The sequence below is a fragment of the Duganella paludis genome (genome assembly GCF_054461335.1).
Genome location: NZ_CM136922.1, coordinates 2,263,953 through 2,278,010 on the forward strand (window position 1 = coordinate 2,263,953; position 14,058 = coordinate 2,278,010).

Sequence of the window (14,058 nt, forward strand, 5' to 3'; positions counted from 1 at the left end):
TTTGACAATTCGCAACAAACCGCCTCCGGGCGGTTTTTTTCTGTGCTATGGTTTCCCTCACCATGATGGAAATCTTCTCGCCGCCCGACAATCCTTCCCTGCTCCACTACGGCACCTACGCGCCGTGGCTGGTGATGCTCTCGATACTCGTTGCCATATTCTCATCGTGGATGGGATTGCAAGTTGCCGGACAGGCACGCCTGGCCAGCACGCGCGGCCTGCGCGCGGCCATGCTGGCCAGCGGCAGCCTGGCGCTGGGCTGCGGCGTGTGGGCCATGCACTTCATCGGCATGCTGGCCTTTGACTTGTGCATCGATGTCGACTACGACCATGGCCTGACGCTGCTCTCGGTGCTGCCCAGCCTTGCCGCCTCCTATGTGGCGCTGACCATCATCAGCCGCCGGCGCCTGACCACGGCCTCGCTGATCGTCGGCGGCGTACTGGTGGGCGCCGGCATCGGCGCCATGCACTACACCGGCATGGCCGCCATGCAGACAGCGCTGGACCTGCGCTACAACCCCTACATGTTCGGCCTCTCGATCGTGGTGGCGGTGGTGCTGGCCACGCTGGCGCTGTGGATCCGCTTCGGCCTGCGCGAGCTGAAGCTGCCGCGCCGCGTGCTGGGCGCGATCAGCGCCGCCGTCATGGGCTGCGCCATCGCCGGCATGCACTACACCGGCATGGCGGCGGCGCGCTTCGTTGGCACGCTGCCGGTGGACGCCTCGCCGCAGCAGAACTCCACCTTCCTGGCGCTGGCCATCACCCTGATCACGGTCGCCTTCACCATCTTCGTGATGGCTGCCAACGGCATGCTGCGCTACCGCGAGATGTACCGCCAGCAGGCCGAAAGCGAAGCCTGGATGCGCGCCCTGCTGACCACCACCGTCGACGGCGTCATCACGGTCGACCGCGCCGGCGTGATCCACGAATTCAACGCCTCGGCCGAACGCATCTTCGGCTGGAGCCGCGACGAGATCGTCGGCCGCAACATCCGCATGCTGATGGCCGACACCGAGCGTTCGGAACGCGACGGCCTGCTCAACTACCTGCGCACCGGCGACGCCAGCGTGACCGGCAAGGGCAGCGAAGTGATCGCCCTGCGCAAGGACGGCAGCAGCGTGCCGATCCGGCGCGCGCTGGGTCACGCCAAACTGGCGCAGCGCGACCTGTTCGTGCTGTTCATCACCGACATCACCGAGCGCCGCGCCATCATGCAGGCGCTGCGCGACAGCGAGCAGCAATTCCGCTCGCTGATCGGCAATATCCCCGGCATCTCCTTCCGCAGCAGCATGGCCTTCGACGCGCCGCCGCTGTTCATCAGCGATAACATCTGGCGCCTGGCTGGCTATCCGGCCAGCGACTTCGTCGGCGCCACGCGCACCCGCACGCTCGGCTCCCTGATCTGCGAAGAGGACCGCGAACGCGTGGCGGCCGAAATCTCGCGCAGCATCGACGGCCTGGCCAACTACCAGGTCGAGTACTGCCTGCTGCACGCCGACGGCAGCAAGCGCTTCATGTGGGAGCACGGCGCCGTGACCCAGGACGAAAGCCATCCCGAAATCCGCTGGATCGACGGCGTGATCCTCGACATCAGCGAACGGCGCGAAATGGAGCAGCAGCTGCGCCAGGCCAAGGAGACGGCCGAACAAGCGGCCGCCGCGCGCGCCAGCTTCGTCGCCAACATGAGCCACGAGATCCGCACGCCGATGAACGCCATCCTCGGCTTCACCGACGTGCTGCTCGACACCGACTTGAACACCGAGCAGCGCCGCCACCTCGACACGGTGCGCAAGGAAGGCCGCTCGCTGCTACGCCTGCTCAACGAGGTGCTCGACACCGCCAAGCTGGATAAGGGCGCGATGGAGCTGGAGCCGGACGACTACAGCCTGGTGGGCCTGATCGACGAACTGGCCTCCACTTTCGGCGGCAACGCCCGCAGCAAGGGCCTGATCATCGACATCGTCTACGACCCGGCGCTGCCGGCGTCGCTGTACGGCGACGAGCTGCGCATGCGCCAGATCCTCGGCAACCTGCTCGACAACGCCATCAAGTTCACCTCCGCCGGCAAGGTCTCGCTGCGCGCCTGCGAGAAGCAGGGCCAGTTGCACATCGCCGTGCAGGACACCGGCATCGGCATCGCGCCCGAGCGCATCAACGCCATCTTCGATCCTTTCACCCAGGCCGACGCCTCGATGACGCGCCGCTTCGGCGGCACCGGCCTGGGGACCACCATCAGCCGCCAGCTGGTGGCGCTCATGGGCGGCAAGATCTGGGCCGAGAGCACGCTGGGTGCGGGCAGCACCTTCCACGTGCTGCTGCCGCTGGAAGCGGCGCGCAGCGATCCATCGCAGGGCGGCGAACGCAGCGACTATCCGCTGCCGCCGCTGCACATCCTGGCGGCCGACGACGTGCAGCAGAACCTGGAGCTGCTGTCGCTGCTGCTGGCCAAGCGCGGCCACACGCTCGACACCGCAAGCGACGGCGCGCAGGCGGTGCGGATGACGGCCGAACAGCGCTACGACGTGGTCCTGATGGACATGCAGATGCCGCACCTGGACGGCCTGGCCGCCACCCGCGCCATCCGCGAGCGTGAACGCCGAGGCGAGCTCACGGCAGCGCAGCCGGACGGCGCCGCGCACTTGCCTATCGTGGCGATGACGGCCAGCGTGCTGGCCGCGCACCGCGAGGCCAGCGCGGCGGCCGGCATGGATGGTTTCGCGTCCAAGCCGGTGGACTGGCACACGCTGTCGCACGAGATTGCGAAAGTGCTCAAGCTGGCGCCGCTGCCTTCGGCGCCGCCGCCGGCGGAAGCGCCGCGCCACCGCGTGCTCAATCAGAAAGCGGGCCTGCAGCGCTGGGGCGATCAGGAGACGGCCTACCACCAGGCGCTGCACCGCTTCGTGGCCGACTACAGCACGGCGGCGGCGACGCTGGCCAAGCTGCTGTCCGACGGCAGTGAACTACGCATGGCCGAAGCCCAGGCCTGGTGCCACAAGGTGCGCGGCGTAGCCGCCAACATCGGCCTCGAACAACTGGCCGCCACGCTGGCGCAGCTGGAGCGGCTGTGCGGCTCGCCGCAACGCGACAGCGGCGCTCCCGGCGAACTGACGGTGGCGCTGCAAACCGAACTGGCGCAGGCGCAGCGCACGCTGGGCGCGCAGCTGGACGCCGCGCTGAGCGCCGTCCACGCGCTGGCGCCACCACGCAGCTCGCGCCTGGAAACGCCACCGGCGGCGGCCTTCGATCCGGCTGCCGCGCGCGAAAAATCCGCCGCTCTGCTACCATCCCTGCAACGCGGCGCCCTGAACGACACCGCCCTCACCGCGCTGACGGCCGCCCTGACCGGCGCCCCGCCCGCACTGGCGCAGCAACTCGGCGCGGTGCTGAACGCCCTCAACGATTTCGATTTCCCGCAGGCGCAGGCCGCACTGGAAGCATTGCTGGCCAGCCTGTCCACGGAGTACCCATGATCACCACCCACCAGCCGAACCAGCCGCAGATCCTCGTCGTCGACGACGAAGCCAGCAACCTGCAACTGCTGCGCCACATCCTGCAAGACCACTACCGCCTGCTGTTCGCCAAGGACGGCCCGCGCGCGCTGGAACTGGCGCGCACCGAACAGCCGCAGCTCATCCTGCTCGACGTCATGATGCCGGGCATGACCGGCTACGAAACCTGCAAGCTGCTCAAGGCCGATCCACGCACCGCCGCCATTCCGGTCATCTTCGTCACCGCCCTGAGCGACACCGAGGACGAAGTGGTCGGCTTCGACGCCGGCGCGGTGGACTACATCACCAAGCCGGTCAGCCCGCCCATCGTGCGTGCGCGCGTGCGCAACCACCTGTCGCTGGTGGGCGTGGATGAACTGAAGAAGACGCGCCTGGAGATCGTTCAGCGTCTCGGCCTGGCCGCCGAGTACAAGGACAACGAAACCGGCCTGCACGTGATCCGCATGAGCCACTACTCGCGCATCCTGGGGCTGGCGGTGGGCATGTCGGAGGCCGAGGCGGAAGACCTGCTGCACGCCTCGCCGATGCACGACGTCGGCAAGATCGGCATCCCGGACAGCATCCTGCGCAAGCCCGGCGCGCTCGATCCCGATGAATGGAAAGTCATGCAGTCGCACGCCAGCATCGGCGGCGACATCATCGGCAAGCACCCGAGCGGTATGCTGGCCATGGCCTACGACGTCGCCATGACCCACCACGAGAAGTGGGATGGCAGCGGCTATCCGAACGGCCTGAAAGGTGAAGAGATTCCGCTGGTGGGCCGCATCGTGGCGATCGCCGACGTGTTCGACGCGCTGACGTCGGCGCGGCCGTACAAGGAGGCGTGGCCGGTGGAGAAAGCCGTCGCCCACATGCAGGCGCAGCGCGAGCAGCACTTCGAAGGCCGGCTGGTGGACATCTTCTTCCAGCAGATGCCGGCGCTGCTGGAGATCAAGCAGCGCTGGGCCGAAAGATAAGGGCTAGCTAGCCGGCAGCCAGCGGCAGCACGATGCGCGCCACCAGCCCCGGCGCGCCATCCTCCAGCACCAGCCGGCCGCCATGCGAGGTGGCGGTGGCGCCGACGATCGACAACCCCAGTCCATTGCCCGGCATGTGGCGGCTTTTATCGAGGCGGTAAAAACGCTGCGTCACCTTGCCGCGCTCTCCTTCCGGGATGCCGGGTCCATTGTCCTGCACCGAGATCGCCGCCTGGCCGTGATACAGGCCGGCGCGCACATGAATGGCGGCGCCGGGACCGGCGTACTTGATTGCGTTGTCCAGCAGGCTGGCGACGGCGCTGGCCAGCAGGTTGCGGTCGCCGTCCACATGCAGCGCGTCCGGCGCATCGACCGTCAGCACGATGCCGTCGTCTTCCGCGATGGCTTCATACATCTCGCCGATATCGGCCACCACGCGCGCCAGGTCGAGCCGCTCGAACAGCCGCCCGCGCATGCCCGATTCGGCTTCCGCAATCTGCAGCAGCCGTTCGAACAGGCGGATCAAATCGTCGATGTCGTCGATGGCGTGGTGGGCGGCGGCCGACAGCGTGGGTACCGTCATCTCGTGGCGCAGGGCGTCGTCCAGCCGTCCGCGGATGCGGCTCAGCGGCGTGCGCAGGTCGTGGGCGATGGCGTTGGAGACGTGGCGTATGCCCTCCATCAGCAGCTCGATGCGGTCCAGCATGCGGTTGATGTCGTGGTTGAGCAGCGCGAATTCGTCGTTGCCGGTGACGGGGATGCGCGGACTCAAATCGCCGGCCTCGATCTGCGCGGCGGTGCGGCGGATCTCGCCCAGCCGCGCCTCGATGCTGCGGCGGAACAGCAGCGCGCCGGCGATGGTCAGCATCAGCGAGACGCACACGCCGGCCAGCAGCGCGCGCCAGATCACTTCGCGCACGGCCTCCTCTTCGCTCAGGTCGCGGCCGACGATCAGCGTGCCGCCGCGCACCAGCGGCCGCAGGTACAAGCGCGCCGGCGCGCTGCGGCCGTTGCGCAGCACTTGCGCCGTCACCATGTCCGGCGAATCGGCCACGCCGGGCCAGGTGGCCAGGTTGCCGGCCACCGGCGTGCCGTCGCCATCGAGGATCAGGAAGATTTCGCGGTCGCTGTCGACGCCGTCGCCGAGCAGGCGCCGCACTTCGGCCTTCAAGGCGTCGCCCTCGGCGACGTTGTCCAGCAGGCGTTCGCTCTGCGCGACGATCTTGCCGTCGATATTCTGGTCGATCACGCCGATGGTGCCCCGATAGAACACCATCGACACCGCCGCGATGGAGGCGATGCCCAGCAGGCCGTAGCCCAGCACCAGCTTGGCGGCGATCGAGGTGCGCAGCAGCTTGGGGGACTTGAACAAGTTACTGCTCCGGCGCTGTTATGCCCATGCGGTAACCGACGCCGCGCAGGGTGTGGATCAGCATCACCGGGAAATCCTTGTCGACCTTGGCGCGCAGGCGGCTGATCTGCACGTCGATCACATTGGTCTGCGGGTCGAAGTGATAGTCCCACACCGATTCCAGCAGCATGGTACGGGTCACGACCTGGTTCTCGTTGCGCATCAGGTATTCCAGCAGGCGGTATTCGCGCGGCTGCAGGGTGATCACCTTGTTGCCGCGCGTGACGCGCAGGGTGCGCAGGTCCAGCCGCAGGTCGGCCACCTGCAGCTGCGTGCTGTCGGCGCCGGGCACGCCGGGGGCGCTACGGCGCAGCAGCGCCTCCACCCGGGCCAGCAGTTCCGAAAAGGCGAAAGGCTTGGAGAGATAGTCGTCGGCGCCGCCGCGCAGGCCCGTCACGCGGGCGTCGATGGTGGTCAGCGCGCTGACGATGATGACCGGCGTCTGCCGGCCCAGCGCACGCAGCCGGTCGACGATCGACAGGCCGTCCACGCGCCCCGGCAGCATGCGGTCAAGGATGATGATGTCCCATTCCTCGCCGGTGGCGTAGTCGAGTCCCTGCGGGCCGGTGACGGCAGCGGTGACGCTGTAGCCGGCCTCGCGCAGGCCCTTGCAGATGTAGTTGGAGGTTTCGGCTTCGTCTTCGATGACCAGGCAGCGCACGCGATTCTCCGGCAGTCGGGGTAAGGCGCTTATTCTACCTTGGCTACCTTGGCTTGGCGACCAGCTCGAGGTACAGCGCGTGGTAGTTCTCGGCCATGCGTTCGGCCGTGAACAATTCCCAGTAGCGTTCTTCGGCGCGGCGGCCCATGTCGGCGGCCAGCTCCGGGTGTTCCCACAGCTTGCGCATGGCGACACCCAGCGCTTCGGGATCATCGGGCGGCACCACCAGGCCGGTTTCGTTGTCGATGTTGATGTAGGTGGTGCCGGTGCCGATTTCGCTGGAGATCATCGGCTTGCCGAACATCGCGCCTTCCAGCAGCGAGATGCCGAAGGCTTCCGAACGCAGGTGCGACGGGAACACCATGGCATAGCTCAGTTCCAGCAGCGCGGCCTTGTCGTCCTCCTGCACCGCGCCGATGAACTTCACGTGGGTCAGGCCGAGGCGCTGCGCATGCTCCTTGAGCTCCTGCTCGATCGGGCCGGCGCCGACGATCACCACCGGGTAATCGACATCGGCCATCGCGTCGAGCAGGATGTGCAGCCCCTTGTAGTAGCGCAGCACGCCGATGAACAGGAAGAAGCGCTCGCCGCATTCGGCACGCCACTTGGCCTTCAGCTCCTCGGACGGCGTCGGATAAATCGACTTGTCGAGGCCATAGGTGATGGTGCGGGTCTTGTGGGCGAAACGCTTGAGCACCGGCGACGAGGCCAGGTAGTTGGGCGAAGTCGCCACCACGGTGTCGACGCTGTGCAGGAAACGGCGCTTGAGCGGGCCGTACACGCGCAGCAGTTTTTTCTGGCGCACGATGTCCGAGTGGTAGGTCACCACGCTCGGCTTGTTGATGCGGGCCAGGAAGTGCGCGACATCCATGAACGGCCACGGAAAGTGGTAATGGATCACGTCCGCCTTGCGCGCCAGGCGCGCCAGCTTGCGGATGGCGGCAAACGAAAAACCGGTCGAAGCGATTTCGAAATCGAGCGGCACGCGGTGCACGGTGTGGCCTTCGAACTCGATCTCGGACGGGCCGTTGCGGCTCAGCGTCAGCACCTCGTTGGTCACGCCCAGGCGGCCCGTACCCACGCACATCTGGCGTATCACCTGCTCGATACCGCCCCAGGAGTCGGGGTAATAGGTCTTGTAGAAATGGAGGACGCGCATGGCTGGGGGTGACAATTCAGTGAGACAGTGCTTGATGATAGACGGCGACGGTGCGGCGTGCCGCCTCGTCCCAGGTCAGCTCCAGCGCGCGGCGATGGCCGGCGGCGATGCAGCGCGCGCGTGCGGCGTCGTCGCGCGCCAGGGTGGTCATGGCGGCGGTGATGTCGCCGACCGACAGCGGATCGAATTCCAGCGCCGCGCCGCCGGCGACTTCCGGCAGCGAGGTGGTGTTGGAGCAGGCCACCGGCACGCCGCTGGCAAAAGCCTCCACCAGCGGCAGGCCGAAACCTTCGTGCAGCGACGGGAAGATGAAGGCGCCGGCGCCGGCGTACAGGTGGCGCAGGTGGCGGTCGTCGGTCAGCTGGTCCAGCCAGACGACATTCTCGCCGCGCTGCTGCGCCGCCTTGATGCGGCTGACCAGTTCCTCGCTGCGCCAGCCCGGCTGGCCGACGATGACCAACTGGCGCGCGGCGCGCAGCACCGGCGGCAGCGCCAGGTAGGCTTCCAGCAGGCGCTCGACGTTCTTGCGCGGCTGCAGCGTGCCGACGAACAGGAAGTAGCCTTCACGCAGGCCGTGCAGGCCGAGCGTGACGTCGCGTTCTTCGGCGGCGGGCGCATCGAACCAGTGGGTGGCCACGCCGTGGTGCACCACGCTGATCTTGCGCTCATCGACGCCGAAGCACTCGACCAGCTCGCGCACGGAAAAATGCGAACCGGTGATGACATGCTGCGCCTTGCGCGCGGCCTTGATCTGCAACCAGTTCTTCAGCTTGCGCCATTTGGCGCTGGCCCATTCGGGATGCGACACCGGCAGCGCGTCGTGCAGCGTGGCCACCACCGGGCAGTCCATGCGCACGATGCGGTAGTCGGTGGCGTGAAAAAGGTCCAGCGGCGCGGCGGCGCGGTCGCCGCGCATCAACGCCGTATGGCTACTCAGGTGCACCGAGGATGGCAGGATCAAATCGCCCAGCGTCGCCAATGGAAAGGACAGCGGCAGCGCGCGGCCCAGCTTGACCTTGCTCGCGTCGCCATGCGGCGCGAAGGACAGCGCTTGCACGTCCACGCCGGCGTGCGGCAGGTGCTCCAGCAGGGCGCGGCTATACACGCCCAGGCCGTCGAGACGGCCGCCGGTCAGCACCGGTTCGGCCGTCGTCACCGACAGGCCGACACGCAGGGCGGGCGTGGCGTTCACGCCGAGTACATCCAGCGCAGCGTATCGGCCAGCGGCACCACGGCCAGCGGGCCGGTGGCGGCGACCAGGCGGCCGTTGTCGCCCACCAGGCGCACCACTTCATTGGCGCGCACGAAGGCTGGGTTGACGTGGACGTTGATCTTGTAGCCGGCGATGTCGGCCATCATGTCCAGCGCCTCGCCCAGCGAATAGGCGTGGCCGGAGCAGATGTTGAAGGCGCCGCCCACCGCCGCCGGCGCGGCCAGCAGCTTGCGGTAGCTGGCCGCGACCATGCGCACGTCGGAAAAATCGCGCCACACATGCAGGTTGCCCAGCTCGATGTCGGCGGCCTTGCGGCGGAAGTGCGAGACGATTTTCGGCAACAGGAAGTTTTCCGCCTGGCCGATACCGGTGTAATTGAAAGGACGAACGAAGATCAGCGGCAGCTTGTCCTGCCACAGGCGCGCCATGTATTCCATGGACAGCTTGCTGACGGCGTAATCGTTGGCCGGTGCGGCCGGCACGTCTTCGTGGATCACGCCGACGTCGGTGTTGCCGTAGATATTGGCGCTGGAGGCCAGCAGCACGGCCGACGGCTTGTGCGCCTGCGCGGCCAGCGCTTCCAGCAGATTGCGGGTGCCCGCCACGTTGACGCGGTAGATCTGCTCGACGTCGCCGTGGCCGACAAAGGCGATGGCGGCCAGGTGGGCCACCACGTCCGGCTGCACTTGCTGCACCACGGCGGCCAGGCCGGCGCGGTCGTTCAGGTCGACGGCGAACTCACCCTCGCGCGGCGCATGGCCGGGCGTGATGGTGCCGAAGACCTGATAGCCGGCCGCGCGCAGTTCCTGCGCCACGTACTGGCCGGTGAAGCCGGACAAGCCGGTAATCAGGGCGCGTTTGCCCGTACCTTCAGCAGCCATCGGTACTCCTTGGATTAGAACGAGAAGCCGGCTTTATTGCGGCGCAGGTCGGCGTCCACCATCATCTGGCACAGCTGTTCCAGCGTGGTCGACGGTTTCCAGCCGAGTTCCTTGGTGGCCTTGGCCGGGTCGCCGATCAGCAGTTCCACTTCCGCAGGACGGTAGAACTTCGGATTGACGCGCACCAGCACCTTGCCGGTTTGCTTGCAGGTGGCGATTTCGTGGTCGGCCTCACCGCTCCACTCGAGCGACACATCGACCGCCTTGAAGGCCATGGTGACGAAGTCGCGCACGGTTTCGGTACGGTTGGTGGCCAGCACATAGGTGCCCGGCTCGTCGGCCTGCAGGATGCGCCACATGCCTTCGACGTATTCCTTGGCGTAGCCCCAGTCGCGCTTGGCGTCCATATTGCCCAGTTCCAGCACGTCCAGCAGGCCGAGGTGGATCTTGGCGACCGAGTCGGTGATCTTGCGGGTGACGAACTCACGGCCGCGCAGTGGCGACTCGTGGTTGAACAGGATGCCGGACGAGCCGAAGATGCCATAGGACTCGCGGTAGTTCACGGTCATCCAGTGGGCATACAGCTTGGCCACGCCGTACGGGCTGCGCGGGTAGAACGGGGTGTCTTCCTTCTGCGGCACGGCCTGCACCTTGCCGAACATTTCGGAGGTGGACGCCTGGTAGAAGCGGATCTTCGGATTGACGATGCGGATCGCTTCGAGCAGGTTGACCGGGCCGATGCCGGTGATTTCGGCGGTGGTGACCGGCTGTTCGAAGGACACGCCGACAAAGCTCTGGGCGGCCAGGTTGTACACCTCGTCCGGCTGCGCGGTCTGGATCAGGCGAATGCTCGAGCTCAGGTCGGTCAGGTCGTATTCGACCAGGTTCAGGTTCGGGTGCGACTGGATGCCCAGTTCTTCAATGCGCCAGAAATTGACCGAACTGGTGCGGCGATAGGTGCCGGTGACTTCATAGCCTTTTTCCAGCAGCAGCTCCGCCAGGTAGGCGCCGTCTTGACCGGTAATGCCCGTAACCAGGGCTTTTTTTGCTTTTTGCATGATGATGACAAATCCAGAATCGTGAGTAATCTTCTAATAGCCCGATATTGTAACAGAGCGCTACATGACCATTTCTAACGAAAATCCTCGTTTTACATCAATTACATCTTGTTACAGAGAAATAAAAAGGCCGGTTACCGCTGTTAAAGCGGCAACCGGCCCGATGAAGCTGGTTTAAACCTTGCGCTGGGCGACGGCGTCCACCACGCACAGGGCGGTCATGTTGACGATGCGGCGCACGGTGGCCGATGGCGTCAGGATGTGCACCGGCTTGGCGCAGCCGAGCAGGATCGGGCCGACCGCGATGCCGTTGCCGGCCGCCGTTTTCACCAGGTTGTAGGCGATGTTGGCCGATTCGATGTTCGGCATCACCAACAGGTTGGCGTCGCCGGTCAGGGTCGAGTTCGGCATGATGGCGTTGCGCAGCTTGGAGTCGAGCGCGGTGTCGCCATGCATTTCGCCGTCCACTTCCAGCGACGGGTCGCGCTGCTTGATCAACTCCAGCGCGGCGCGCATCTTCTGCGCCGAGGCGTTGTTGGACGAGCCGAAGTTCGAGTGCGACAGCAGCGCGGCGCGCGGCGACAGGCCGAAGCGACGCATTTCCTCGGCCGCCATGACGGTGATCGCGGCCAGTTCGTTGGCGTCCGGGTTTTCGTTGACGTGGGTGTCGACCATCACCAGCTGGCGCTGCGGCAGCACCAGCACGTTCATGGCGGCGTACACGCAAGCGCCTTCGCGGCGGCCCAGCACCTGGTCGATATAGTGCAGGTGCAACTGGGTGGTGCCGAAGGTGCCGCAGATCATGCCGTCGGCGTCGCCCTTCTTGATCATCATGGCGCCGATCAGGCTGTGGCGGCGGCGCATTTCCAGCTTGGCGTACTCCTGCGTGACGCCTTTGCGGGCGGTCAGCTCGTAATAAGCCTGCCAGTAATCACGGTAACGGTCGTCGTGGTCCGGGTTGATGACGTCGAAGTCAACGCCCTGCTTCAGGCGCAGGCCGAACTTGGCGATGCGCGAATCCAGCACGGCCGGACGGCCGACCAGGATAGGACGCGCCAGCTTTTCATCGACAATCACCTGCACCGCGCGCAGCACGCGCTCTTCTTCGCCTTCGGCGTAGACGATGCGCTTGACGTCCAGCGGCGCCTTCTTGGCGACCTGGAACAGCGGTTTCATGAAGGTGCCCGAACGGTAGACGAACTGCTGCAGGCTTTCCTCGTAGGCCACCAGGTCCTTGATCGGACGGGTGGCGACGCCGGAATCCTCGGCCGCCTTGGCCACGGCCGGGGCGATCTTGGTCAGCAGGCGCGGATCGAACGGCATCGGGATCAGGTACTCCGGGCCGAACGACAGGTTGGTGAAGCCGTAGGTGGTGGCCACGATGTCCGACTGCTCGGCGTGGGCCAGCTCGGCGATCGCGTGCACCACGGCGATTTCCATTTCACGCGTGATGGTGGTGGCGCCGCAATCGAGCGCGCCACGGAAGATGTACGGGAAGCACAGCACGTTGTTGACCTGGTTCGGGTAGTCCGAACGGCCGGTGCAGATGATGGCGTCGCCGCGCACGGCCTTGACGTCTTCCGGCAGGATTTCCGGATTCGGGTTGGCCAGCGCCAGGATCAGCGGGTTCGGCGCCATGGCCTTGACCATGTCTTGTTTCAGCACGCCGCCGGCCGAGACGCCCAGGAAGATGTCGGCGTCCGGAATCACTTCGGCCAGGGTGCGGGCCGAAGTTTCGCGGGCGAAGCGTTCCTTGTCCGGGTCCATCAGCTCGGTGCGGCCCTTGTAGACCACGCCGGCCAGGTCGGTGACGTAGATGTTTTCCAGCGGGAAGCCGAGGTCGACGATCAGGTCCAGGCAGGCCAGCGCGGCCGCGCCGGCGCCGGAGACCACCAGTTTGCAGTTCTTAATATCTTTGCCGACCAGCGAAATGCCGTTCAGGATGGCGGCGCCGACGATGATGGCGGTGCCGTGCTGGTCATCGTGGAACACCGGGATCTGCATGCGGTCGCGCAGCTTGCGCTCGATGGTGAAGCATTCCGGCGCCTTGATGTCTTCCAGGTTGATGCCGCCGAAGGTCGGCTCCAGCGAGGCGATGATCTCGACCAGCTTGTCCGGGTCCTGCTCGTTGATTTCGATATCGAACACGTCGATGCCGGCGAACTTCTTGAACAGCACGCCCTTGCCTTCCATCACCGGCTTGGCGGCCAGCGGGCCGATATTGCCCAAGCCCAGCACTGCGGTGCCGTTGGTGATCACGGCCACCAGGTTGCCGCGCGCCGTATATTTATAGGCGTTGGCCGGATCGATGACGATTTCTTCGCAGGGCGCCGCCACGCCGGGGGAGTAGGCCAGCGCCAGATCGCGCTGATTGGTCAGTTGCTTGGTCGGAGTAACGCTGATTTTGCCTGGTGTAGGGAACTCGTGATATTCCAGCGCGGCGACGCGCAGTTGTTGACGAATTGCTTCTTTTTTCTCAGGTGACGAATCCATGCTTTAACAGCCTTCCCATATTGTGCGATCGAAGGCCTATGATTTTATCAGACCGCTTCTTGCAATTAAGTAGGTATTTTCACCAACTATCGGCACCATGGTCAGCATTTTTTGTGAGCAAGTCGGGCGTTAGCCGAATTTTTGGGGTGATAAACTATGGATAGGCGCAACATAATCAATTTTCCGAACCCATCACCTTTTGCTATCGAGTGATGAAATTTGATTGAAATTATCAATTTTTCACGATGTGAAGCGTAGCCATCGGGAATTCGGCTAAGCTGAAGACATGTGCTTTCTTCAGGAGAAGTCCATGTCCGCCGTGATCGTGTCCAAACACTTGCCCGAACCGGCCGGCGCCTCGTCCCAGGGCGCGGCCTGGCAGCAACTGCTGCGCTGGCAGGAAAACGCCCAGCAATTGGCCTTCGTCTATAGCCGCTCGCTTGGCGGGTTGATCCACACCGGCCAGGGCAGCCTGGCGCAGTTGTCGCTGGACGCCGCCACCATCGAGGCCGGCGCCAGCAAGCTCTACATCGTGCTGGCCGGGGCCAGCTACGAAGCCGGGCCGCAACTATTCTTCACGCCCAACCTGCTGAGCCGCTTCCACGTGAACGGCGTGGCGGTGCGCCTGGCCAACCACGACTGGCTGTTCCTGTCGGACGAGAGCTTGCCCGCCATCGGCGTGGAAAACCTGCAGAAACGGCTGGAGCCATAGCGGTA

10 protein-coding genes are annotated in these 14,058 nt (G+C 65.6%); 3 read left to right on the plus strand and 7 right to left on the minus strand.

What is annotated here, in order from left to right; translation table 11 throughout:
* Positions 1–47 precede the first annotated feature (47 nt).
* Positions 48–3,470, plus strand: coding sequence for an MHYT domain-containing protein (locus ACXZ1M_RS10180; RefSeq protein WP_459053044.1), 3,423 nt, complete (start codon positions 48–50; stop codon positions 3,468–3,470).
* A complete protein-coding gene (locus ACXZ1M_RS10185) occupies positions 3,467–4,465 on the plus strand; it encodes a response regulator (protein WP_459053045.1) in 999 nt (332 codons plus the stop codon). Before ACXZ1M_RS10180 ends, ACXZ1M_RS10185 begins: the two co-directional genes overlap by 4 nt.
* 7 nt (positions 4,466–4,472) lie before the next feature.
* On the opposite strand, the gene ACXZ1M_RS10190 is transcribed toward ACXZ1M_RS10185, so the two are convergent.
* From ACXZ1M_RS10190 to ACXZ1M_RS10220, 7 genes are all read right to left on the minus strand, one after another.
* The gene (locus ACXZ1M_RS10190) at positions 4,473–5,837 is read right to left on the minus strand and encodes a HAMP domain-containing sensor histidine kinase (protein ID WP_459053046.1); all 1,365 of its coding nucleotides are present in this window, start codon (positions 5,835–5,837) and stop codon (positions 4,473–4,475) included.
* A gap of 1 nt (position 5,838) precedes the next feature.
* Positions 5,839–6,537: a winged helix-turn-helix domain-containing protein gene (locus ACXZ1M_RS10195; protein ID WP_459053047.1), complete on the minus strand. Its 699-nt coding sequence runs from the start codon at positions 6,535–6,537 to the stop codon at positions 5,839–5,841.
* Positions 6,538–6,580: 43 nt separating this feature from the next.
* Positions 6,581–7,696 (minus strand): glycosyltransferase family 4 protein, encoded by a 1,116-nt coding sequence (locus ACXZ1M_RS10200; RefSeq protein ID WP_459053048.1) that lies wholly within the window; start codon positions 7,694–7,696, stop codon positions 6,581–6,583.
* A 16-nt stretch (positions 7,697–7,712) separates the two neighbouring features.
* Positions 7,713–8,888: a glycosyltransferase family 4 protein gene (locus ACXZ1M_RS10205; RefSeq protein WP_459053049.1), complete on the minus strand. Its 1,176-nt coding sequence runs from the start codon at positions 8,886–8,888 to the stop codon at positions 7,713–7,715.
* Positions 8,885–9,790 carry a GDP-mannose 4,6-dehydratase gene (locus tag ACXZ1M_RS10210; RefSeq protein WP_459053050.1) on the minus strand — a complete coding sequence of 302 codons (906 nt, stop codon included), beginning with the start codon at positions 9,788–9,790 and terminating at the stop codon, positions 8,885–8,887. Before ACXZ1M_RS10210 ends, ACXZ1M_RS10205 begins: the two co-directional genes overlap by 4 nt.
* A gap of 14 nt (positions 9,791–9,804) precedes the next feature.
* Positions 9,805–10,848 carry a GDP-mannose 4,6-dehydratase gene (gene gmd / locus ACXZ1M_RS10215; RefSeq protein ID WP_459053051.1) on the minus strand — a complete coding sequence of 348 codons (1,044 nt, stop codon included), beginning with the start codon at positions 10,846–10,848 and terminating at the stop codon, positions 9,805–9,807.
* A 174-nt stretch (positions 10,849–11,022) separates the two neighbouring features.
* The gene (locus tag ACXZ1M_RS10220; RefSeq protein ID WP_459053052.1) at positions 11,023–13,341 is read right to left on the minus strand and encodes an NADP-dependent malic enzyme; all 2,319 of its coding nucleotides are present in this window, start codon (positions 13,339–13,341) and stop codon (positions 11,023–11,025) included.
* Between the two features lie 310 nt (positions 13,342–13,651).
* Here ACXZ1M_RS10220 and ACXZ1M_RS10225 point away from each other — a divergent pair, with 310 nt between their 5' ends.
* Positions 13,652–14,053, plus strand: coding sequence for a hypothetical protein (locus ACXZ1M_RS10225; protein ID WP_459053053.1), 402 nt, complete (start codon positions 13,652–13,654; stop codon positions 14,051–14,053).
* The last annotated feature ends 5 nt before the right edge of the window (positions 14,054–14,058 follow it).

What these genes read in the sequence shown, in the direction of transcription:
- ACXZ1M_RS10180 (WP_459053044.1), top strand. Translation starts at nt 48, where the DNA reads ATGGTTTCCCTCACCATGATGGAAATCTTCTCGCCGCCCGACAATCCT.
- ACXZ1M_RS10185 (WP_459053045.1), top strand. Translation starts at nt 3,467, where the DNA reads ATGATCACCACCCACCAGCCGAACCAGCCGCAGATCCTCGTCGTCGAC.
- ACXZ1M_RS10200 (WP_459053048.1), bottom strand. Translation starts at nt 7,696, where the DNA reads ATGCGCGTCCTCCATTTCTACAAGACCTATTACCCCGACTCCTGGGGC.
- ACXZ1M_RS10210 (WP_459053050.1), bottom strand. Translation starts at nt 9,790, where the DNA reads ATGGCTGCTGAAGGTACGGGCAAACGCGCCCTGATTACCGGCTTGTCC.
- gmd (WP_459053051.1), bottom strand. Translation starts at nt 10,848, where the DNA reads ATGCAAAAAGCAAAAAAAGCCCTGGTTACGGGCATTACCGGTCAAGAC.
- ACXZ1M_RS10220 (WP_459053052.1), bottom strand. Translation starts at nt 13,341, where the DNA reads ATGGATTCGTCACCTGAGAAAAAAGAAGCAATTCGTCAACAACTGCGC.
- ACXZ1M_RS10225 (WP_459053053.1), top strand. Translation starts at nt 13,652, where the DNA reads ATGTCCGCCGTGATCGTGTCCAAACACTTGCCCGAACCGGCCGGCGCC.